We start from the raw sequence: 22,427 nt of genomic DNA on the forward strand, positions 1-22,427 counted from the left end.
GGTCGCTTCGGCCACCCCAGCAGTCAACTCCGCCGACGGGATGTCGGCAACATTTGGACGCGGTCCAATTCCGGTTCGATTCTCACCCGGCTGCCGGGGGGCGCGTCCCCCCTGGGTACCCCTCGATCAGGGATCGACTCAGCCGTGGTTCAACTCGAACCAGACCACCTTTCCCGTGCTGAGCCGGGTCGCGCCCCACCGCCTGGCCAGCTTGTTCACCAGGTAGAGCCCGCGACCGCCCTCGTCCGTGGCCCGCGCCTGCCGCAGCCGCGGCAACTGCGGCACGTCGTCACCGACCTCGCAGCGCAGCACGTCCGTACGGAGCAGACGCAGCGTGACCGGCCGTGACGTGTAGCGCACGGCGTTCGTCACGACCTCGCTGACGAGCAGCTCGAGGGAGTCCGTGAGCTCCTCCAGGCCCCAGCGGGAGAGCGCCTTGCGGGCCAGCCGACGGGCCCGGCCGGGCGCTGCGTCCTCGGGGTCCAGATGCCAGAACGCGACATCGCTCGGCGCGATCCCGTCGAAGCGGGCGGCGAGCAGCGCGATGTCGTCGTCCCGGTCGCCCGGGCCGAGCATGTCGAGCACCTCGTCGCACAGCGCCTCGAGGGGCGGCGGATGGTCGGCGCCGGTCAGCTGCGCGGTGGCGGCGAGCTTCTCGCGCAGCTGTTCTATACCGGTCCAGACGTCACGCAGCCGCGACTCGACCAGACCGTCGGTGTAGAGCAGCAGGGTGGCACCGGCGGGCGCGTCCAGCTCGACCGCCTCGAAGTCCACCCCGCCCACACCGATCGGGGCGCCCGGCGGTACGCGCAGGACCTCGGCCCGGCCGCCCAGGTGGAGCAGGACGGGCGGGGGATGGCCCGCGTTGGCGATGGTGATGCGGTGCGCGACCGGGTCGTACACCGCGTACAGGCAGGTCGCCATGCGGTCGGTGCCGAGGCGCTGGGCCTGCTCGTCCAGGTGGTGCAGGACCTCCTGCGGCGGCAGGTCGAGCCCGGCGAGGGTCTGCGCGGTCGTCCGCAGCTGGCCCATGATGGCCGCCGAGGTCATGGAGTGGCCCATGACGTCACCGACGACGAGGGCGACCCGGCTGCCGGGCAGCGGAATCGCGTCGTACCAGTCGCCGCCGACCCGGGCGGTCTCCGCGGCGGGCAGATACCGGGACGCCAGCCGCACACCGGTCGGGCGCGGCAGCGTCTCGGGCAGCATCGTGCGCTGCAGCTCGTCAGCGATGTACGCCTCGCGCCCGTACAGCACGGCCTTGTCGATGCCGAGCGCGCTGTGCGTGGCGAGCTGGGCCGCGACGAGCAGGTCGTCGGTCTCGAAGGCGGGCCGGTCCGGGCGGCGCAGGAACAGCGCGGCGCCGATCACCCGGCGGCGGCCCCGCAGCGGGGCGAGGATCGCGCGCTGGCCGCCGGGGACGGTCAGGTCCTCGCCGATCAGCTCGGGCAGCGCGGCCCGGGCGGCGGGCGCGTCCGCGAAGACGGGCCGGACACCGCGCAGCACCTCGTTCAGCGCGCCACCGGGCCGTACGGTGCACAGCTCGGCGGTGATCCCGAGGTCGGGCTCGGGCTGGAGCGCGGGCAGCAGGAAGCCCTCGGTGTCCCGGTCCTCGGGGATCCGGTCCGTGCGCCGCAGCCGCAGTACGACGGGCCCGGTGGGCCGCTCGTCACCGACGGGCAGCGGGTCGCGCAGATAGACGAGGATCGCGTCCGAGAAGGTCGGCACGGTGGCCCTGCACAGGCCCATCACGATCTCGTCGAGGTCGATGCCGCGGGCGATCCGCCGGGTGGCGGCCCCCACGAAGCGCAGCCGGTCGCCGTCCCGGCGCATGGGCATGGGAGTGCCCGGCGCGGGCCCCTGCCCCGTACGCCGCTCCTTGCCGCTCTGGACCACGGACGCCTCGGCACCCGACTGGGCCGGGATGCTCTCGGGCGCGGGCCGCGGGCGATGCGGATCCGGCTCGGTCACGGACGGCTGGGAATGCTCGGATCCCGAGCCGCTGGGCGCGTCCGTCGGGCCGTGGCCGCCGGAGGGCGCGGGCGGGCCCTGGCTGCCGGCCGGGGTCCCGGACGCGGCGGGCGTGCCCGTGGCGGCGGCGAGGGCGCCCGAGGGCGTGGGGGAGCCGGTCGGGCACTGGCCGTCGGAAGCGGGCGCACCCGGGGTCCCGGGCGAGGCGGGGGCCTCGGCCGGCCGTCCCTGTGCGGGTAAACCGGTGGAACCCTGCGCCGGAGGCTCCGGGGTACGCAGAAGCGCCCCGCGGGGGTCCGCGGGGGCGGTGGGCCGGGCAGCGCTTGGCTGGCGGCGCTCGTGGGAGGTGGGGTGCTCCGTCACGCGTGTCGAATCCATCCGTCCGGTGCTGCGCGCCGTGCGTGCAGTTCGTCCCGCAGAAATCCCGATACCCGGAATGCGTGCCCCAGGAACGGAATAACCGCGTGGTCAGACAGCCTCTCAGAAGAGGGGCCGTCGGGCACCGGCGGGAACAGCCCGTCCGGCCGTCTCCTGACCGTACCGCTGTGGCCCTCGTACCCCTCGCTCACGTCCTGCCGCCCCTCGGTGACGTTCGGTCAAGCCCAGCGTGTGCTCCGGGAGTTGTCGCCTCGCGCCCGCCCGCCACCCGACCACCACTCCTCAACGACGGTGCTGCGCACCGACCGTGACTGTTCGTTGCGGAGGACGATCCTACGGTTCTACCACGGGGGCACATCAAGGGTCTCACGTGGACACGTGCGCGGGCGTACGATCCCAGTCGTCCGGAAGAGAGGGTACGGACCAGGACGGATCCGGGCGCCAGTGCTGCCAGCCGTCCGAGAACGGCGGGCCCCAGGCGCGGATCACCTCCACGGCGGCCCGGCCGGCCTCCCGCACCCGCGCGGCCAGTTGGGCGTCCATCAGGCCGTCCCGCTGGGCCTGCGCGAACTCGTCCTCGTCGCGCCAGTCCCAAGTCCGGTCAGGGTTCACCGAGATGTCGAGGAAGTGGTCCTCGGAGTCCACCCCGCCGGCCCATCTGGCCAGCGGTTCCTCCAAGTTGACGTACCAGTTCTTGAACTGCCAGCCCGGCTCCCAGAACAGCCACACCGACCACGGCTCACCGGGCCGGGCCAGCTTCAGCACACCGGTGCCGAACCAGTGGCCGCGCTGCACGGTCCGCGGCTTGGTGTAACGGGACTCCAGCGGCTCCACGTGCACGGGCGTGCCGTCGGCGAGGACGGGCTTCACGCACTCCGTCCCGGGGGCCAGCCACACGGCGAGCAGCTCCTCGTCGTCCCGCACGACCGTCGCGGGGCGCACGATGTGGAAGCGCTCGCCGGCGTTCTCCCGGTAACGCCACAGGATGCGACTCCCGGGGTTCCAGTACGCCGCCGACCCGCCCGCTTCCACGTGTGTCACCGCTCCACCCTCTGCCATGAACAGATATTAGGTGCCCATGGCATACGACGCTGCGGCGCGCGTCACGGTTCGCGCGCCGGGCCGAATGACGTTACGGGCGCGTCATCCGCAGGACATCCAGGGCCTCGTCCAGCTGCTCCCGGGTGAGATCACCACGCTCGACGTAGCCCGACTCCAGGACGACCTCACGGATGGTCTTCCGCTCGGCGAGGGCCTTCTTGGCGACCTTCGCGGCCTCCTCGTACCCGATGTACTTGTTCAGCGGCGTCACGACGGACGGCGACGACTCGGCGTACTCCCGCGCCCGCTCACGGTTGGCGGTGATCCCGTCGACGGTCCGGTCGGCGAGCAGCCGCGAGACGTTCGCGAGGAGCCGGATCGACTCCAGTACGTTCCTGGCGATGACCGGCAGCATCACGTTGAGCTCGAAGTTCCCGGAGGCTCCGGCGGTGGCGATCGTCGCGTCGTTGCCGGTCACCTGCGCGGCGACCATCAGTACGGCCTCGGGAATGACCGGATTCACCTTGCCGGGCATGATCGACGAACCGGGCTGGAGGTCGGGAAGGCTGATCTCGGCCAGACCGGTGCGGGGCCCGGAGGCCATCCACCGAAGATCGTTCGCGATCTTCGTCAGCCCGACCGCGATGGTCCGCAGCTGCCCACTGGTCTCGACGATCCCGTCCCGGGCCCCCTGCGCCTCGAAGTGGTCGCGCGCCTCGGTGAGCGGCAGCCCGGTGCTCCGCGCGACCTCGGCGATCACGGCGGCGGAGAAGCCGGGCGGGGTGTTGATCCCGGTCCCCACGGCGGTCCCCCCGAGCGGCAGCTCGGCGAGCCGCGGCAGGGAGGCCTGAAGCCGCTCGACCCCGTACCGCACCTGGGCGGCATACCCGCCGAACTCCTGCCCGAGCGTCACCGGCGTCGCGTCCATCAGATGCGTACGCCCGGACTTCACGACGTCGGCGAACTCCTCGGACTTGCGGGTGAGCGCGTCCGCGAGGTGCTCAAGGGCGGGGACGAGATCGCGGGTGACGGCGGCGGTCGCGGCGATGTGGATGGACGAGGGGAAGACGTCGTTGCTGGACTGGGAGGCGTTCACGTGGTCGTTCGGGTGTACGTCCCTGCCGAGCCGTTCCGTCGCCAGCGTGGCGATGACCTCGTTCGTGTTCATGTTGGACGAGGTGCCGGACCCTGTCTGAAAAACGTCTACGGGGAAATGCTCGTCCCACTTCCCGTCCACGACCTCCGCGGCCGCCTCCTGGATGGCCTCCGCGACGTCCTTGTCGAGCACCCCGAGCCCGGCGTTCACCTTGGCCGCGGCCGCCTTGATCCTGGCGAGGGCCTCGATGTGCGCCCTCTCGATCCGCTGCCCGGAGATGGGGAAGTTCTCGACGGCGCGCTGGGTCTGCGCCCGCCATTTCGCGTCCGCGGGCACGCGGACCTCACCCATGGAGTCGTGTTCGATCCGGTAGTCGCTCATGAGACGTACAGCGCCCCCGCCGCCCCTACCCATTCCCGTCCCCTGGGGGCTGCCGCCCCCAGACCCCCGCATCGGCCTAACGGCCTCGTCCTCAAACGCCGGACGGGCTGGATTTCTGCGGCCCGGGCCGACACATTCAGCCTGTCCGGCGTTTGAGGACGAGCGCGTTCAGCGCGATACGGGGGTTCGGGGGCGGAGCCCCTGAGTAAGGGACGGGAATGGGTAGGGGCGGCGGGGGCGAAAAAACTCCCGCAGCGCCCCCGGGCTAACCCAGCCCAGGCCCCCGCACAGGAATCGACGTGAACGTCGGAGCAGGCGCCGGGTCCTTGAAGAAGTCGTTGCCCTTGTCGTCAACGACGATGAACGCCGGGAAGTCCTCGACCTCGATCTTCCACACGGCCTCCATCCCGAGCTCCTCGTACTCGACGACCTCGACCTTCTTGATGCAGTCCTGCGCAAGCCGCGCGGCGGGGCCCCCGATGGAGCCGAGATAGAAACCACCGTGGGCGTCACAAGCGTTGGTGACCTGTGCGGACCGGTTGCCCTTGGCCAGCATCACCTTGGACCCACCCGCCGCCTGGAACTGCTCCACGTACGAGTCCATCCGCCCGGCGGTGGTGGGCCCGAACGACCCGGACGCGTACCCCTCGGGAGTCTTGGCCGGCCCCGCGTAGTACACGGGGTGGTCCTTCAGGTACTGCGGCATCTCCTCGCCCGCGTCCAACCGCTCCTTGATCTTGGCGTGCGCGATGTCCCGCGCCACGACGAGCGGCCCGGAGAGGGACAGACGGGTCTTCACCGGGAACTTGGTGAGCTCGGCGAGGATGTCGTCCATGGGCTGGTTCAGGTCGATCTTGACGACGTCCGACGCCTCGTCGAGGTGCTCGTCCGTGGTCTCCGGCAGGAACCGCGCCGGGTCGGTCTCCAGCTGCTCCAGGAAGACGCCCTCAGCGGTGATCTTCGCGACGGCCTGCCGGTCGGCGGAGCAGGACACGGCGATGGCGACCGGGCAGGACGCCCCGTGCCGCGGCAGCCGCACCACACGCACGTCGTGGCAGAAGTACTTGCCGCCGAACTGCGCGCCGATCCCGATCCGCTGCGTCAGCTCGAAGACCTTCTCCTCCAGCTCCTTGTCCCGGAAGCCGTGCCCGAGCTCGGAGCCCTCGGCGGGGATCTCGTCCAGGTAGTGCGCGGAGGCGTACTTCGCGGTCTTCAGGGCGTACTCCGCGCTCGTCCCGCCGACGACGATCGCCAGGTGGTACGGCGGGCACGCGGCCGTGCCCAGCGAACGGATCTTCTCCTCCAGGAACTTCATCATGGAGGCCTCGTTCAGGACGGCCTTCGTCTCCTGGTAGAGGAACGACTTGTTGGCAGAGCCGCCGCCCTTGGCCATGAAGAGGAACTTGTAGGCGCCGCCGTCGGTCGCGTACAGCTCGATCTGGGCCGGCAGGTTCGACCCGGTGTTCTTCTCGTCCCACATGGTGAGCGGGGCCATCTGCGAGTACCGCAGGTTGAGGTTCAGGTAGGCGTCGTAGATGCCGCGGCTCAGCGCGGCCTCGTCGCCGCCCTCGGTGAGCACGTTCTGCCCGCGTTTGCCCATGACGATCGCCGTGCCGGTGTCCTGGCACATGGGCAGCACGCCCGCGGCGGCGATGTTCGCGTTCTTCAGGAGGTCCAGCGCGACGAACTTGTCGTTGCCCGACGCCTCGGGGTCGTCGATGATCCGCCGCAGCTGGGCGAGGTGCGCCGGCCGCAGATAGTGCTGGATGTCGTGGATGGCCTCGGCGGCGAGCGCGCGCAGAGCCTCCGGCTCCACCTTGAGGAACGTGCGCCCGTCGGCCTCGAAGGTGGAGACACCCTCGGAGGTCACCAGCCGGTAGGGGGTGGTGTCCTCTCCCTGGGGGAGCAGATCGGTGTACGCGAACTCAGGCATCTCGCCAAATCCTTCATCGACAGACAGCGGCCGGCCTCCGTTGGCGGGCGCACACCAGCGTAGAACCTGCTACCGACACCAAGCTTGTGAGGTAAGGCTCAGTTCGCCGTCCACACCCTCTAGTCGCGATCTATCGCGTTTGGGTACGCTGCTGTCGTGGACCTAGAGAAGCGCACCTCACCCGCACCCGACCTTCGGAAGCAGACCGACCTCCGGGCGTCCGACGCCGACCGCGACCGGACGGCGGACATCCTGCGCGAGGCCCTCGCCGAGGGCCGCCTCACCGCGGAGGAGCACTCCGAGCGGGTCGAGGACGTCTTCCGCGCGAAGACCGTCGGCGAGCTGGAACCCCTCGTGGCGGACCTGCCGGTGGCCCACCGGTCCCGCCCGGCGGCGGCGTTCGCCCCGGCGCCGAACCGCCCCACCCCGGGCACGGTCCCCCCGGTCGCCGAGGAGAACGTGGTGGCGGTGTTCAGCGCGGCCGTCCGCAAGGGCCGCTGGCGCATCGGCCGCCGCACGCACGCGTACGCGATCTTCGGCAGCGTGGAGATAGACCTCAGCGAGGCGGTCTTCGAGCACCAGCAGGTCGTGATCAAGGCGATAGCGGTCTTCGGCAACGTCGAGATCCGGGTCCCGGAGAACGTGTCGCTGCGCGGCAACGGCGGCGGGGTCCTCGGCAACTTCGAGGTGGACACGCTCGATTCGGCCGACCACGACGCACCCGTGGTGTACGTGGACGGACTGGCCGTACTGGGAAATATCGAGGCAAAACCCAAGCGGGGCAAGCTGATCGAGGACATCCTCGACCGGGTCGGGGACCGGGTGAACGCCAAGTTGCGCAAACACCTCGGGCATTGACGGTCGCGAATTTCCCGGCGAGCGGAGGGTATTGGTCCAGTAGTGACGGTCCAGTGCCGGTCGGGATCTCCCGCGCTTCGGAACTGAGTGCATAGGCGCGCGTACAGCGGGTAGGCCTTGCTGCATCGTCTCTCGCTCGCGAAGCCGTCGTCAGGAGTAGACCGTGCTGCATCCGCCGCATCAGTCCCTGCAGGTCGCCGCCGTTCCGCCCCAGCCGGCACCGGTGCGCGACAGGGACCAGGACGCCCCTTGGCACACGGAGGCCGTGTGCCGCCGCGACGAGGCCGGGCTGTTCTTCGCGCCCTCGAAAGAACCCACCGCGGCCCGGCTGTCCCGGGAGGAGGCGGCCAAGAGGGTCTGCGCACGCTGTCCGGTGATGGTTGAATGCCGCGAGCACGCACTGCTGCAACCCGAGCCGTACGGGGTGTGGGGCGGCCTCACCGCCGCCGAGCGCCGCGTGGTCCTGGCCCGGCGCCGCCGCCGCGACCTCGAACTGCAGAAGGCGGCCCGCGCCACCGGCCCGATAGCCGCGGCCGGCTGACACTCACACCGATGGGGCGCCCCTCCGCACAAGGGGCGCCCCATCGGCGTACAAGAATCAGCCGTTGTCGTACGCGCCGGCCAGGTTGCGCCCCTTCAGGGACGCGGGGAACTGCGCAACAGCCCCCACGGACCCGCAGCCGCCCAAGGACCCGCAGCCACCGACGGTCCGCATCGCACGCTCGACCAGCGAACTACCTCGACCAGCGAACTACTTCGCGCGGTCGAAGTCGATCGCGCTGTACGCCCGCAGCTTCGCCAGCCGGTGCTCCGAGTTGATCTGCCGCACCGTCCCCGACTTGGACCGCATCACGATCGAGTCGGTCGTCGCGGTCTCGGGCCGATAGCGGACCCCCCGCAGCAGCTCACCGTCGGTGATCCCGGTCGCGACGAAGAAGACGTTCTCGCCGGAGACCAGGTCGTCGGTGAACAGGACCCGGTCGAGGTCGTGGCCCGCGTCGACGGCCCGGGCGCGCTCCTCGTCGTCCTTGGGCCACAACTTGCCCTGGATCGTGCCGCCCAGGCACTTCACCGCACAGGCGGAGATGATGCCCTCGGGCGTACCGCCGATGCCGAGCAGCAGGTCGATGCCCGTGCCCTCGCGCAGCGCCAGGATCGAGCCCGCGACATCGCCGTCGGAGATGAGCTTGATGCGCGCGCCGGTCTCCCGGATCTCCTTGATGATGCCGTCGTGGCGCGGCCGGTCGAGGATGACGACCGTGACGTCCTCGGGCGTGACGCGCTTGGCCTTGGCGACCCGGCGGATGTTCACGGACACGGGCGCGTTGATGTCGACGAAGTCGGCGGCCTCGGGGCCGGTGACGAGCTTGTCCATGTAGAAGACCGCGGACGGGTCGAACATGGTGCCGCGGTCGGCGGCGGCCAGCACCGCGATCGCGTTCGTCATGCCCTTCGCGGTGAGCGTGGTGCCGTCGATCGGGTCGACGGCGATGTCGCACTCGGGGCCCGTCCCGTCTCCGACGCGCTCCCCGTTGTAGAGCATCGGGGCCTCGTCCTTCTCCCCTTCGCCGATGACGACGACGCCGTTCATCGAGACGGTGGAGACGAGGGTCCGCATGGCCCGTACGGCAGCGCCGTCGGCGCCGTTCTTGTCGCCGCGGCCGACCCAGCGGCCCGCGGCCATGGCGGCGGCTTCGGTGACCCGGACGAGCTCAAGGGCGAGGTTTCGGTCGGGGGCCTCGGACGGGACCTCGAGTTCGGACGGCAAGTGATGCTCGGTCATCGGAGCGCACCTTTCTGATACGAGACAAAAACTGCGCCCGTAGGGCGTCCTTGGAAGGGCGGTGGTGGGAGACGGGTGGGCGGCCGGTGAGGGTTCGGGCCGACTCTATCCTCAGTCCGACAAAATGAGCAGGGGGGCCCACGGATGAGCAGACCAGTACACCTGCGACGATGGGGGCGTGGCAGGTATGAAAGGCAAGCAGTCGGTCCGGGACATGGTGTTGTCCCTGGGCCTGATCGGCATAGTCGCGGGCTTCATCTACGTCTTCATTCCCAATGACGACTCGGAGCCCCCTCTCAAGCGGGTCGACTACCGCGTGGAACTCCTCACGGCACGCCGCGCAGCCGCCTATCCGGTGGCGGCACCCGAGGGTCTGTCCAAGCAGTGGAAGGCCACGTCGGTGCGGTTCCAGGGCGCCGACTTCGACGCGTGGCACCTCGGCTTCCACGACCCCGACGGTGAGTACGTGGCGATCGAGCAGTCCACTCAGAAGCCCGTCACGTTCATCGACGATGCGAGCCAGGGCGCCGAGGAGACGAACACGACGCAGCGCATCGGTGAGCGCTCCTGGCAGCGGTACGAGGGCGCGAAGTACGACGCCCTCGTCCTCCGGGAGAAGGGCTCCACGACGGTCGTGACCGGTACGGCGTCCTTCGCGCAGCTGACGAAGATGGCGCAGGCCCTGAAGACGGAGTAGGTCCCGCACGCATGACGACGGCCCCCGGCAGGAATGCCGGGGGCCGTCGTCATGTGTACGGGCGGGGCTCAGACCGTCGTGATGACCTGGTCGGCCTCGAGGCGCGGGGAGCGCGGGAACCAGGCGTTCTCGCCCGGCTTGCCGATGTTGACCACCATCAGCGGGGTGTGGTCGTCGTCCAGGAACTCCTTCTGGACGCCCGCGAAGTCGAAGCCCGTCATCGGACCGGCGGCCAGGCCGGCGGCACGGACACCGATGATGAAGTACGCGGCCTGCAGCGCGGCGTTGACGGTGGCGGCACCCTCGCGGACCGGGCGCTCGGCGAAGAAGACGTCCTTGGCCTGCGGGAAGTGCGGGAAGAGGTGCGGGAGTTCCTCGTGGAACTCGTTGTCCGCGGAGAGGATCGCGACGAGCGGCGCGGTGGCCGTCTTCGGCTGGTTGCCCTCCGACATGTGCTGCACCAGGCGCTCGCGGGCCTCGGCGGAGCGGACCAGGGTGATGCGCAGCGGGGACTGGTTGAAGGCGGTCGGGCCGAACTTGACCAGGTCGTAGATCGCCTGCACCTGCTCCTCGGAGACGGGCTCGTCGGTGAAGGCGTTCGCGGTGCGGGCCTCGCGGAAGAGCAGGTCCTGAGCGGTGGGGTCGAGGACGAGGGACATGAATCAACCTTTTCGGGGGAGTGCGTCGAACCCTGTGGGGGATCGCCTTGCACTCCCGAAGGTACGTCGATGAAGTTTAGGATTCAACCAAAACTGGAGCATGGTGATCCGGTTCACAGGCCGCGGGGGTTGGTGATGCGGATGTGAACGTGAGCGGGAAGGGTGTTTTCGGGAGGGGGCTTCCTGCGCTACTCGGTGTCGGAGCCGGTGTCGGAGCGGTTGCCGGACCCCTCGGCTTCCTCTCCCTCCTCCGCCCCCGCGAGAGCCGCGTCGAGGCGGGCGCGGGCGCCGTCCAGCCACCGCCGGCACACCTTCGCCAACTCCTCGCCCCGCTCCCACAGGGCGAGCGACTCCTCAAGTGTCGTACCGCCCGCCTCCAGGCGTCGTACGACCTCGATGAGCTCGTCCCGTGCCTGCTCGTACCCGAGCGCCTCGTCCGTCCTGCTGGTCATGCGCCCACCCTAGGGTCTTGCTCAGACATCGACTCGTACCGTGAACTCGCCCTCGGCGACCCGCGCCCGCAGGGACTCCTCCGCCGTCACCTCGTCCGGGGACCGGACCGCGTAGCCGTCGGACTTCTGCAGCACCGCGTATCCCCGCTTGAGGGTCGCCGCGGGGGAGAGGGCCACCACGCGTGCGTGCGTGTGCGTCAGCTCCGAGTCGGCACGGTCGAGGAGGTGCCCGAGCGTGCGGCGACCGCGGTCGAGCAGCGAGGCGACATGGTCCGCGCGCTCGTCGACCATCCGGTGCGGATCCTCTATCGAGGGGCGGGCCAGCGCGTGGGCGAGGCCCCTCTCCTCCCGGTCGATGAGGGACTGGACGCTGCGGCGGGCGCGGTCCCGCAGGAACTGGACGCGCTCGTACTCCTCGCCGACGTCCGGGACGACCTTCTTCGCCGCGTCGGTGGGGGTGGAGGCACGCAGGTCGGCCACATGGTCGAGCAGCGGGTTGTCGGGTTCGTGCCCGATGGCCGACACGACCGGTGTACGGCAGGACGCGACCGCCCGTACGAGCTGCTCGTCCGAGAACGGGAGCAGGTCCTCCACGCTGCCGCCGCCGCGCGCCACGATGATCACGTCCACGTCGTCGAGCCCGTCCAGTTCCTTCACGGCCTGGACGACCTGGGGGACCGCGTGGACGCCCTGCACGGCGACATTGCGCACCTCGAAGCGGACGGCGGGCCAGCGGTGGCGCGCGTTCTCCAGCACGTCCCGCTCGGCCGCGGAGGCACGGCCGCAGACGAGCCCGATGAGCTGGGGCAGAAAGGGCAGCGGCTTCTTGCGCTCGGCCGCGAACAGCCCCTCGGCGGCGAGGGACTTCTTCAACTGCTCCAGCCGGGCGAGCAGTTCACCCACACCCACGGGCTTTATCTCGGCGGCCCGCAACGACAGCTGCCCCCGCGGCGCGTACCACTCGGGCTTCGCGAGTACGACGACACGGGCGCCCTCGCTCACCACGTCGGCGACCGAGTCGAACACCTGGCGGTAGCAGGTCACGCTCACCGAGATGTCGTACGACGGATCACGCAGCGTCAGAAACACGACCCCCGCCCCCGGCCGCCGCGACAACTGGGTGATCTGCCCCTCCACCCACACCGCCCCGAGCCGGTCGATCCATCCCCCGATGAGCCGCGACACCTCACCGACGGGGATGGGGGCGTCCGAGGACGTATTGAGAGCCATACGCCGAGCGTAGCCGCAGGCTGTGACAGAGCGGCCGTGAGTCTGGGCGAGTTGGGCGGGCGCGGATTGGCCGGGGCTGAGAGCGCAGTTCCCCGCGCCCCTTTTTAGGGGCGCGGGGAACTGCGCAATCTTTTGGGGGTTCGGGGGCGAAGCCCCTGAAAAGGGAAGGGAATGGGTAGGGGCGGCGGGGGCGAAATCCTCGGGTCAGCCGGCCGCAGGGGCCCGCCCCCGCTGAACCACCAACACCACCGCCCCAATAACGAGCCACACCGCCCCCACCACCTGCGCAGTCCCAGACGCCTCCACGATCACGGCCACAGTGATCGCCGCCCCCACAACAGGCATCAGCACATGCCGCCACCACACCACAGCCCCACCCAGCCGCCGCACGGCGAACCACCCGACCACACTCGCGTGCAACAGCGTGAACGCGGTCAACGCCCCGATGTCGACCACCGACACCAGATGGTCCATCCCGTCGTCACGCCGAGCGGCCCACACCGCGGCCACCATCGTGATGACGGCGGCACAGAGCAGCGCCACCCGAGGCGTCCCGGAGTCGGTCCGGGACAGAACCCGCGGCAGCCGCCGGTCCCGGGACATCGCGAACAGCAGCCGCCCGGCCGCCGCTTGCCCGGCCAGCGCCGCGAAGGCCGCCCCGATCGCCTTGCTGACGGCCACCAGGTCGTGCAGCCACGTCCCGACGGAGACGTCCACGGCGTCGTAGAACGCCGACCCCTGCTTGACCGGATCGGCGGCGAGCTCCGCGGACGACAGCGGTTCGAGCAGGGCGATGAGATACGTCTGCGCGATGAACAGCACGCCGGCGAGGGCGAGACAGAACAGCACGGCCCTGGCCACCTTCTCCGAACTCCCGGTCACCTCCTCGGCGAAGGAGGCGATGGCGTCGAAGCCGAGATAGGAGAGCACCGCGATCGACACGGCCCCGACGACGGCGGACAGCGCGAACGCCCCCTGGGAGCCGTCCCCCGACAGCGGCGACAGCCACCCCCGCTCGGCCCCGTCGCGCGCGAGGACGACGACCGCCGACACGACGAAGACAAGGAGGACCACGATCTCCATCGCGAGCACCAGGAAACCGACGCGCGCGGCGGCCCGTACGCCCCACAGGTTGAGCAGTGTCGTGACGACGACGGCGAGCGCGGTCCACACCCACCGGGAGACCTCCGGGACCAGGGAGTTCATCGCGATCCCGGAGAAGAGGTACGCCACCGCGGGGATGAGGAGGTAGTCCAGCATCGCCATCCAGCCGGCGACGAACCCCGCCTCCTTTCCGAGCGCCGCGCGCGCGTAGGCGAACACCGAACCCGCCTGGGGGACCACGCGCACCATCTGGGCGTAGCTGAAAGCGGTGAACGCCATCGCGACCGTGGCGACGACGTAGACCAGCGCGACCGCCCCGTGCGACTTGGCGTCGAGGGTCCCGAAGATGCCGACCGGCGCCATGGGGGCGATGAACAGCAGCCCGTAGACGACCAGATCACGGAAGCCGAGATCGCGCCGCAGTCCGTGTCCGCCGTGTTCGTCGTCGGCCCGCGCGGCCGAGGTCTCCGTGCCGGACATCCGTACCTCCCGAGAGTCGCGCCTTGTCCCACCCCTCCCAGCTCCCCAGCTGCCCGACCAGTCTCCCCAAGGCGGCGATCTTTGACGCGCCGGGCGCGGCCTTACGATGGGATGCATGACTGCTTCGACTGGCCGCCGTGTCCTCCTCGCCGCCCCCCGTGGCTACTGCGCGGGAGTCGACCGTGCCGTGATCGCCGTCGAGAAGGCCCTTGAGCAGTACGGGGCCCCGATCTATGTCCGCCACGAAATCGTCCACAACAAGTACGTCGTGCAGACCCTGGAGAAGAAGGGCGCGATCTTCGTCGAACGGACGGCGGAGGTCCCCGAGGGGTCCATCGTCATGTTCTCGGCGCACGGCGTCGCCCCGGTCGTCCACGACGAGGCCGCGGCGGGCAAGCTCGCCACGATCGACGCGACCTGCCCGCTGGTCACCAAGGTCCACAAGGAAGCCGTCCGCTTCGCCAAGGAGGACTACGACATCCTCCTGATCGGGCACGAGGGCCACGAGGAGGTCATCGGCACGTCCGGCGAGGCGCCCGAGCACATCACGCTCGTCGACGGCCCCGAGGACGTCGCCAAGGTCGAGGTGCGCGACCCCTCCAAGGTGGTCTGGCTCTCCCAGACCACGCTGTCGGTCGACGAGACCATGGAGACGGTCGACGCCCTCAAGAACAAGTTCCCGCAGCTCATCTCCCCGCCCAGCGACGACATCTGCTACGCCACGCAGAACCGCCAGATCGCGGTGAAGAAGCTCGCCGAGGACGCCCAGCTGGTGATCGTGGTGGGCTCGAAGAACTCCTCGAACTCGATCCGCATGGTCGAGGTCGCCCTGGACGCCGGCGCCGCCGCCGCGCACCTGGTGGACTTCGCCGCCGAGATCGACGAGGCCTGGCTGGAGGGCGTCACCACGGTGGGCCTGACCTCCGGCGCCTCGGTCCCGGACGTACTGGTGGACGGCGTCCTGGAGTGGCTGGCCGAGCGCGGCTACGGGGACGTGGAGACGGTGAAGACGGCCGACGAGTCCATCACGTTCTCCCTCCCCAAGGAACTCCGCCGTGACCTGCGCGCGGAGGCCGCCGCCCTGGTGGCGGACCGCACCGGTGGCACCCCCTCGGCGGAGTGACTGTCCGTCGTACGACGTAACGTAGAGCCATGCAGATCTTCGGTGTGGACATCGGCGGCTCAGGGATCAAGGGCGCTCCCGTGGACCTGGACGTGGGCGACCTGGCGGAGGAGCGCTACAAGGTGCTCACGCCGCACCCCGCGACCCCGGACGCGGTGGCGGACGGCGTGAAGGAGGTCGTCGGCCACTTCGGCTGGACGGGCCCGGTCGGGATCACCTTCCCGGGCGTGGTCACCGGCGGCGCCACCATCCGCACGGCCGCCAACGTGGACAAGGACTGGATCGACACGGACGCCCGCGCCCTGCTCGGCGACCGGCTGGGCGGACTGCCGGTGACGGTGCTGAACGACGCGGACGCGGCGGGCGTCGCCGAGATGCAGTTCGGCGCGGGCCAGGGCCGCCAGGGCACGGTCTTCCTGCTCACGTTCGGTACGGGGATCGGCAGCGCCCTCTTCGTGGACGGCATCCTCGTGCCGAACACGGAGCTGGGCCACCTGGAGCTGAACGGCCACGACGCGGAGAAGCACGCGTCCACCAAGGCCAAGGAGGACCACGACCTCTCCTGGGAGCACTGGGCCCACCGCGTCCAGAAGTACCTCGCCCATGTGGAGATGCTCTTCTCGCCCGAGCTCTTCATCATCGGCGGCGGCGTCAGCCGCAAGTCCCACAAGTTCCTGCCCCTGATCGAGGGCATCAAGGCGGAGATCGTCCCGGCCCAGCTGCAGAACAACGCGGGGATCGTGGGGGCGGCGATGAGCGCGGCGAAGGCGGGCTAGCGGACCGACCTGCCCGGGCGGTCCCTGGTCTCAGGCGGCTGCCCGGCGCCGCTGCGCCGCGCGACGGCTCATCATCCGCACCTTGCGCACGGTGACGATGATCCCGGCGACCAGCGTGCCCCCGTACAGCCATCCCGCGTGCAGCGCGAGAGCGGTGACCAGCCCCATCACCCGCCCGAAGATCCCCCCGTCACTGTCGGCGATCGGCAGCAGTCCGACGGCGAAGGCGATCGGTACGGCGACGACCGCCGTGACGAGGTCGGCCCGCCGCACCCACACCGCCGTCAACGCGCACACCGGCAGGAACAGCACCCCGTAGACGACGAGCGAGGACCCGAACAGCAGCGCGTCCAGACAGGCCAGCGCGAACATCACCGCGGCACAGAACAGCCCGCTGCCCAGCCCGGTGAGCCGGGGGTTGGGGAACCGGCGTACGGCCTGCACCAGAGGTGACCCGGCCGTCGCGGGCCTCGGGACACCGGCCCCGGGCTGCCGGGCCGTGCGGGTCCCACCCCGTCCGGCCTGCGGGGGGAGGGGCGCGCCGCGTCGCTGCGGCGGTGACTGAGGGGGACGAGTTCTGTGTTGCTCCACAGGTCCAACTTAGGTCGGGTTATGTGCGGAATAGGCCCTGGGACACGCGCTTTGGCCGACCTTGAGCAAGCGTTCGATACGTCGCCGGTGCGGGGCGCGGAACGCCGTAGACTGGTGGATCGTCTGGATCGTCCTCCACCCTTACGTACGGGAAGTCGCAACGTGTCGCTCACGATCGGAATCGTCGGTCTGCCGAATGTCGGCAAGTCGACCCTGTTCAACGCCCTGACCAAGAACGACGTGCTGGCGGCCAACTACCCGTTCGCCACGATCGAGCCGAACGTCGGCGTGGTCGGCGTCCCCGACGCCCGGCTGACCAAGCTGGCGGAGATCTTCGGCTCTCAGAAGATCCTCCCGGCCACGGTCGACTTCGTGGACATCGCGGGCATCGTGCGCGGCGCGAGCGAGGGCGAGGGCCTCGGCAACAAGTTCCTCGCGAACATCCGTGAGTCGGACGCGATCTGCCAGGTCATCCGCGCCTTCAAGGACGAGAACGTCGTGCACGTGGACGGCAAGGTCTCGCCGAAGGACGACATCGAGACGATCAACACCGAGCTGATCCTCGCCGACCTGCAGACCATCGAGAAGGTCCTGCCGCGCCTCCAGAAGGAGTCGCGGATCAAGAAGGACGTCGTGGCGAAGGTGGCGGCGGTCGAGGCGGCCAAGGAGATCCTGGACGGCGGCCAGACCCTCTTCGCCGCGGGCATCAAGCAGGACTCGGACCAGGAGGCCCTCCTCCACGACCTGCACCTGCTCACCGTCAAGCCGTTCCTGTACGTCTTCAACGTCGACGAGGACGAGCTGACCGACGACGCCTTCAAGGCCGAGCAGAGCGCGCTCGTCGCCCCCGCCGAGGCGATCTTCCTCAACGCCAAGCTGGAGGCGGACCTCGCCGAGCTGGACGACGAGGAGGCCCTCGAGCTCCTCCAGTCCGTCGGAGTCGAGGAGCCCGGCCTCGCCACGCTCGCCCACGTCGGCTTCAACACCCTCGGCCTGCAGACCTACCTCACCGCCGGCCCCAAGGAATCCCGAGCCTGGACCATCAAGAAGGGCGCCACCGCCCCCGAGGCCGCCGGAGTCATCCACACCGACTTCCAGAAGGGCTTCATCAAGGCGGAGGTCATCTCCTTCGAGGACCTCGTCGAAACGGGCTCAGTGGCCGAGGCCCGAGCCAAGGGCAAGGCCCGCATGGAGGGCAAGGAGTATGTGATGCAGGACGGGGATGTTGTGGAGTTCAGGTTCAACGTGTAGCCGCTGACATATCATCACGTCGCTGATCTGGTAAACGTGCAGGTCAGGAGGGGTCCGACTCTTCGGGGTCGGGCCCCTGGTGTTTTCCCGTGCCGGGATCGTGCCGGGATGGGATGAGGGCGCCTGTGCCGGGTCGTGCGGTGCCGGGCCGGCTGTTCCACCGGACTGCCTGGAACGGTTCGGATCGGCATCACGGGCAGAATGCACTCGTGCCGCCTTTCACCCAGACTCGCTTCCGGCTGCCGCGTGGCGCTCGTGCTGACGCCGCGCTGGCTTCGGGGACGTTCGTGTTGGTGGCGATCGCCGAGGGGCAGCGGCTGCGCGGCGGCGAGGGCTCGATGCCCTCGGTGATCGTGTCCTGGCTGCTGATCGTCGCGGTGTGCGGCGCGCTCTTGTTCCGGCGCCGCGCCCCGGTGGCGGTGGGCTGGTTCACGGTGCTGGCCACCGGCGTCTACTACGTGCTGAGTGCCGTCGACGGGCCGCTGGTCCTGGTTCCGATCGTGGCGTTGTACGTCATCGCGTCCCAGGGACGCATGCAGGCGGCCATCGCCATGGCGGCGGCGATGGTGATCGGCGTCGGCGTCGGCGCCCTCATGCCCGAGAGCGATGTCACGGGTACGGCGGTGTTCATGCTCACCGGATGGCTGGTCGCTGTCGTGGCGCTCGGCAGTGTGCGGCACGGCCGGGTGGCGTACGCCGAGGAGGAGGCGCGGCTGCGGGCGACCGAGGAACGGCTGCGCATCGCCCGCGAGTTGCACGATGTGATCGGGCACAACATCTCGATGATCAACGTGCAGTCGGGCGCGGCGCTGCACCGGCTGAAGAAGGACCCCGCGCAGGCCGAGGCGGCCCTGAGCGCCATCAAGGCGGGGAGTCGGGAGACCTTGCAGGAGCTGAGGGCCACCCTCGACGTGCTTCGCCGGGTCGACGAGGACGCACCCAGGGCACCCGCGCCGGGTCTGGCCCGGGTGGACGCGCTGGTGGCCTCGGCAGAGCTCGCGGGGCTCGCGGTGCGGATCGAACGGACCGGAGGTGAGCGCGCCTTGCCCGCCCCGGTCGACCTGGCCGCGTACCGGATCATGCAGGAGTCGCTCACCAACGCCGCCCGGCACAGCGGTGCCGAGCACGTCGCGATCCGGATCGCCTACGGGGACCGGGATCTGACGGTGGCCGTCGAGGACGACGGCCGGGGCTCGGCAGCCCGCCCCGCCAGGCCGGGCGGCGGCAGCGGCATCGCCGGCATGACGGAGCGGGCGCGGGCCTTGGGGGGCGAACTGGTCGCGGGCCCACGGCCCGAAGGCGGATTCGCGGTGCGGGCCCGGCTACCGTACGGGACCGCAGGACAGCCGACGGAGTGGAGCAGCCGATGATCAGGGTCCTGCTGGTGGATGACCACTGGCTGGTCCGGGCAGGGTTCCGGTCGGTCCTGGAGGACGAGTACGACATAGAGGTGGTGGGCGAGGCCTCCGACGGGCGAGCCGCGGTCTCGGCCTGCCGCGAGCTGAAGCCGGACGTGGTGCTGATGGACATCCGGATGCCGGAGATGGACGGTCTGGACGCCACCGTGGTCATCACGGAGGACGAGCGGCTGGCGGCGGTGAAGGTGGTCATCCTGACGACCTTCGATCTCGACGACTACGTGTACGGGGCGCTGCGTGCCGGGGCGACCGGCTTCCTGGTGAAGGACACCGAGCCGGAGGAACTGCTGCACGCGGTGCGGGTCGCCGCGCGAGGCGATGCCCTGATCAGCCCGTCGGTCACCCGGCGGCTCATCGCCGAATTCGCGAGCCGGGTCAAGGGCCCTCGGCCGGACCCCCGGCTCGATGTGCTCACCGACCGGGAGCGCGAGGTCATGCAGCTGGTGGCCGCGGGGCTGACGAACGACGAGATCGCCGAGCGGCTGGTGCTGCAGGTGTCGACGGCGAAGACGCACGTCAGCCGCGTTCTGACGAAGCTGGGTGCACGGGACAGATCGCAGCTCGTGGTGATGGCGTACGAGTCCGGCCTGGTCAGCCCCGGCTGGCTGGAGGACTAGGAGGCAGGCCCGCCCTGGTCGGCCGGCTGCCGGTGGACGCCCCCTACCTCCGGGGTACCGCGTCGCATACATCTCCCGAGGTACGTCCGGTGTCGTCCCGGGACTGACGATTTCGACCCGGCCGCACGCGCACGATCAGGGGCATGGACGCACCTCCCTCTCCCGGACGGGTCACGACCACGCTCGTCGGCGCGCTCGTCGGCGCTGCCGCCGGAATTCTGCTGGTCTCGGCTGCCGGGGCCCTGGCCTTGGAGATCGACGGCGTGTTCGCCATCCCGGCGATCGGCGTACCCGCCCTGTGCGGCGCTGTGGTGGGTGCGTTCGTCATGCCTGGCAACTCACGCTGGAATCAGAGGTAGTCACCATGTCTCCCACCCGCGGCACACCCGCACCCCTTGCCCCACCCGCACCGCCAGGCCGACGGGTCGAAGCAGGCGTCGGCCGGTTCGGCGCCGTGGCCGGCTGGGCCCAGCGTCATCGCTGGGCCGCCCTGCTGATCTGGGTGGCCGTCCTGGCCGCCGTCACTCTGGGCTCGACGGCCGCAGGCTCCGCGTACAAGAACGACTTCGCGCTGCCGGGCACCGACTCGCAGACGGCCACGGACCTGTTCACGAAGCACGGTTCCGGCCAGGCCGGGGACAGCGTCGACATCGTCCTCAAGGACAGCCAGGGCATCGACCGGTCCAAGGCTGCCGTGGAGAAGACGCTGGCCGAGGTCGAGCAGCTGCCGGGCGTCGCCGAGATACGCAGCCCGTACGTCGACGCCTCCGCCGTGTCCAAGGACGGCACGATCGGCTACGCCACCGTCACTCTCGACGGCAAGGCCGAGGCCGTGCCCAAAGAGGAGGTCGCCAAGATCATCGATACCGCCAAGGGCGTCGAGTCGGACGATCTCCAGGTCGAACTCGGCGGCGAGGCCGTGCGCGGCGCCGAGGACAAGGGAAGCCCGACCGCGGAACTCGCCGGCATCGTCGCCGCCCTGGTCATCCTCGGACTGCTCTTCGGTTCCCTGGTGGCCGCCGCCGTGCCGCTGATCACCGCTCTCTTCGCGGTCGGCTCCGCCCTCGGCCTCATCGTCCTCGCCTCGCACGTCCTCACCGTCGCCGACTTCACCCCGCCCATCACGATGCTCGTCGGACTCGGCGTCGGTATCGACTACGCCCTGCTGATCTTCTACCGCTACCGGCAGGAACTCACCGACGGCGCCGAGCCGTCCGAGGCCGGCCGTAAGGCCCTGGACGCCGCAGGCCGTACGGTGTTCTTCGCCGGCTGCACGGTGATCATCGCCCTGCTGGGCCTGGTCGTGCTCGGTCTCGGCTCGCTGCAGGGAGTGGCCCTCGCCCTGGCACTGACCGTGCTGACCACCATGGCCGCCTCGCTGATCCTGCTGCCCGCACTCCTTGCGGTCTTCGGCAAGCGCATCCAGCGCCATGTGCTCAAGCACGCGGCCAGGACCGCCGCCAAGGGCAAGGCCGAAGGACGCCGCTGGAGGGCGCTGGCCTCGGCGGTACAGCGCCGGCCGTTGCCGGCCCTGGTGGCCGCAACCATCGCCCTGCTGGCCCTGTCCGCACCGGCGCTCGGCATGCGGCTCGGCTTCGCCGACGCGGGCAACGACCCGAAGGCGACGACCTCGAGGCAGGCGTACGACCTGCTCGCCGAAGGCTTCGGCCCGGGCTTCAACGGCCCGCTGGTCGTCCTGGCCCAGGGAGACGAAGCGGCCGGAAAGGCTGTGTCGTCCGCGCTGGCCGGGACCGAGGGCGTCGAGGCGGCAAGCCCCGCGATGTCTTCCGAGGACGGTGCCCTGTCCACCGTGATCGTCTATCCCGAGACGTCACCGCAGTCCGAGGGCACCGCCGACCTCGTACACCGTCTGCGCGAGGACGTGGCCCCGGAACTGGAGCGGACCACCGGTGCCACGGTCCTGGTCGGCGGCGCCGTCGCGGCCTCCCAGGACTTCTCGGAGATGGTCTCCAAGCGGATGCCGCTCTTCGTGGCGGTGGTCGTCGGACTGTCGTCCCTGCTGCTCATGCTGGTCTTCCGGTCCGTCCTGATCCCGCTCAAGGCGGCCCTGCTGAACCTGATCTCGATCACCGCCGCGCTCGGCGCGATGACTCTGGTGTTCCAGCACGGCCTGTTCGGAGTGGAGCCGGGTCCGGTCGAGGCGTTCCTGCCCGTGCTGATCTTCGCGATCGTGTTCGGGCTCTCCATGGACTACGAGGTGTTCCTCGTCTCGCGGATGCACGAGGAGTGGGAACGTACGAAGGACCACTCGCTCGCGGTACGGGAGGGGCTCGCCTCCACCGGCAAGGTGATCACGGCGGCCGGAGCCATCATGATCTTCGTGTTCGGCGCCTTCATGCTGAGCGCCGACCGGATGCTCCAGGAGTTCGGCCTGGGTCTCGCCGTGGCGATCCTCCTTGACGCGCTGGTCATCCGGTGCCTGATGGTCCCGGCCATCATGCAGTTGTTCGGCAAGTGGGCCTGGTGGTTGCCCGCCTGGCTCGATCGCCTGCTGCCCGAGGTGACGCTCGAAGCGCCGCGGGACGGGGCGCCTGCGGGCGGGGGACAGACCGCGTCCTGACGGGCGG

The 22,427-nt window shown here is 70.2% G+C and carries 20 protein-coding genes; 10 read left to right on the top strand and 10 right to left on the bottom strand.

Annotated features, from left to right (window positions below; translation table 11 throughout):
- Nucleotides 1–138 precede the first annotated feature (138 nt).
- The 4 genes from ACN20J_RS31475 to ACN20J_RS31490 form a co-directional block, all read right to left on the bottom strand.
- A complete protein-coding gene (locus tag ACN20J_RS31475; protein WP_419667336.1) occupies nt 139–2,349 on the bottom strand; it encodes a SpoIIE family protein phosphatase in 2,211 nt (736 codons plus the stop codon).
- Nucleotides 2,350–2,715: 366 nt separating this feature from the next.
- Nucleotides 2,716–3,408, bottom strand: coding sequence for a DUF402 domain-containing protein (locus ACN20J_RS31480; protein ID WP_361921676.1), 693 nt, complete (start codon nt 3,406–3,408; stop codon nt 2,716–2,718).
- A 73-nt stretch (nt 3,409–3,481) separates the two neighbouring features.
- Entirely contained in the window at nt 3,482–4,867 is a 1,386-nt protein-coding gene (locus ACN20J_RS31485) for a class II fumarate hydratase (protein ID WP_419667337.1), read from the bottom strand.
- Between the two features lie 265 nt (nt 4,868–5,132).
- Complete coding sequence (locus tag ACN20J_RS31490; RefSeq protein ID WP_189837417.1) at nt 5,133–6,800, bottom strand: fumarate hydratase; 1,668 nt, start codon at nt 6,798–6,800, stop codon at nt 5,133–5,135.
- Nucleotides 6,801–6,956: 156 nt separating this feature from the next.
- On the opposite strand from ACN20J_RS31490, the gene ACN20J_RS31495 reads away from it, so the two are divergent.
- Nucleotides 6,957–7,658, top strand: a complete 702-nt coding sequence (locus ACN20J_RS31495; protein ID WP_189837418.1) for a DUF1707 SHOCT-like domain-containing protein — start codon at nt 6,957–6,959, stop codon at nt 7,656–7,658.
- Nucleotides 7,659–7,821: 163 nt separating this feature from the next.
- Nucleotides 7,822–8,199 carry a WhiB family transcriptional regulator gene (locus ACN20J_RS31500; RefSeq protein ID WP_055615018.1) on the top strand — a complete coding sequence of 126 codons (378 nt, stop codon included), beginning with the start codon at nt 7,822–7,824 and terminating at the stop codon, nt 8,197–8,199.
- A 210-nt stretch (nt 8,200–8,409) separates the two neighbouring features.
- On the opposite strand, the gene glpX is transcribed toward ACN20J_RS31500, so the two are convergent.
- Nucleotides 8,410–9,441, bottom strand: coding sequence for a class II fructose-bisphosphatase (glpX, locus tag ACN20J_RS31505; protein WP_189837419.1), 1,032 nt, complete (start codon nt 9,439–9,441; stop codon nt 8,410–8,412).
- Nucleotides 9,442–9,619: 178 nt separating this feature from the next.
- Between glpX and ACN20J_RS31510 the strand changes: the two genes are divergently transcribed.
- Nucleotides 9,620–10,138: a DUF4245 domain-containing protein gene (locus tag ACN20J_RS31510; protein WP_189837420.1), complete on the top strand. Its 519-nt coding sequence runs from the start codon at nt 9,620–9,622 to the stop codon at nt 10,136–10,138.
- Nucleotides 10,139–10,206: 68 nt separating this feature from the next.
- On the opposite strand, the gene ACN20J_RS31515 is transcribed toward ACN20J_RS31510, so the two are convergent.
- From ACN20J_RS31515 to ACN20J_RS31530, 4 genes are all read right to left on the bottom strand, one after another.
- Complete coding sequence (locus tag ACN20J_RS31515; RefSeq protein WP_189837421.1) at nt 10,207–10,797, bottom strand: malonic semialdehyde reductase; 591 nt, start codon at nt 10,795–10,797, stop codon at nt 10,207–10,209.
- 188 nt (nt 10,798–10,985) lie between these two features.
- On the bottom strand, nt 10,986–11,249 hold the full coding sequence (locus ACN20J_RS31520; RefSeq protein WP_189837422.1) for an exodeoxyribonuclease VII small subunit: 264 nt from the start codon (nt 11,247–11,249) through the stop codon (nt 10,986–10,988).
- A 21-nt stretch (nt 11,250–11,270) separates the two neighbouring features.
- Entirely contained in the window at nt 11,271–12,479 is a 1,209-nt protein-coding gene (gene xseA, locus ACN20J_RS31525; protein ID WP_419667338.1) for an exodeoxyribonuclease VII large subunit, read from the bottom strand.
- A gap of 204 nt (nt 12,480–12,683) precedes the next feature.
- Nucleotides 12,684–14,063, bottom strand: coding sequence for an APC family permease (locus ACN20J_RS31530; RefSeq protein ID WP_189837424.1), 1,380 nt, complete (start codon nt 14,061–14,063; stop codon nt 12,684–12,686).
- 106 nt (nt 14,064–14,169) lie between these two features.
- On the opposite strand from ACN20J_RS31530, the gene ACN20J_RS31535 reads away from it, so the two are divergent.
- Both ACN20J_RS31535 and ppgK read left to right on the top strand, forming a co-directional pair.
- Nucleotides 14,170–15,186, top strand: a complete 1,017-nt coding sequence (locus ACN20J_RS31535; RefSeq protein ID WP_189837425.1) for a 4-hydroxy-3-methylbut-2-enyl diphosphate reductase — start codon at nt 14,170–14,172, stop codon at nt 15,184–15,186.
- 29 nt (nt 15,187–15,215) lie between these two features.
- Nucleotides 15,216–15,962, top strand: coding sequence for a polyphosphate--glucose phosphotransferase (ppgK, locus tag ACN20J_RS31540; protein WP_419667339.1), 747 nt, complete (start codon nt 15,216–15,218; stop codon nt 15,960–15,962).
- A gap of 30 nt (nt 15,963–15,992) precedes the next feature.
- Here the strand turns inward: ppgK and ACN20J_RS31545 are convergent, their stop codons facing one another.
- Entirely contained in the window at nt 15,993–16,406 is a 414-nt protein-coding gene (locus ACN20J_RS31545) for a DUF6542 domain-containing protein (protein ID WP_308437136.1), read from the bottom strand.
- A 309-nt stretch (nt 16,407–16,715) separates the two neighbouring features.
- On the opposite strand from ACN20J_RS31545, the gene ychF reads away from it, so the two are divergent.
- From ychF to ACN20J_RS31570, 5 genes are all read left to right on the top strand, one after another.
- Nucleotides 16,716–17,804 (top strand): redox-regulated ATPase YchF, encoded by a 1,089-nt coding sequence (ychF, locus tag ACN20J_RS31550; protein ID WP_055614036.1) that lies wholly within the window; start codon nt 16,716–16,718, stop codon nt 17,802–17,804.
- Nucleotides 17,805–18,013: 209 nt separating this feature from the next.
- A complete protein-coding gene (locus ACN20J_RS31555; RefSeq protein WP_259333328.1) occupies nt 18,014–19,174 on the top strand; it encodes a sensor histidine kinase in 1,161 nt (386 codons plus the stop codon).
- Nucleotides 19,171–19,839, top strand: a complete 669-nt coding sequence (locus ACN20J_RS31560) for a response regulator (protein WP_189837429.1) — start codon at nt 19,171–19,173, stop codon at nt 19,837–19,839. Before ACN20J_RS31555 ends, ACN20J_RS31560 begins: the two co-directional genes overlap by 4 nt.
- Nucleotides 19,840–19,982: 143 nt before the next feature.
- A complete protein-coding gene (locus tag ACN20J_RS31565; protein WP_189837430.1) occupies nt 19,983–20,198 on the top strand; it encodes a hypothetical protein in 216 nt (71 codons plus the stop codon).
- 5 nt (nt 20,199–20,203) lie between these two features.
- Nucleotides 20,204–22,420 carry an MMPL family transporter gene (locus ACN20J_RS31570; protein WP_419667340.1) on the top strand — a complete coding sequence of 739 codons (2,217 nt, stop codon included), beginning with the start codon at nt 20,204–20,206 and terminating at the stop codon, nt 22,418–22,420.
- Nucleotides 22,421–22,427: the final 7 nt, after the last annotated feature.

Source organism: Streptomyces sp. 2-1 (assembly GCF_048564895.1).
GTDB classification, from domain to species: domain Bacteria; phylum Actinomycetota; class Actinomycetes; order Streptomycetales; family Streptomycetaceae; genus Streptomyces; species Streptomyces phaeochromogenes.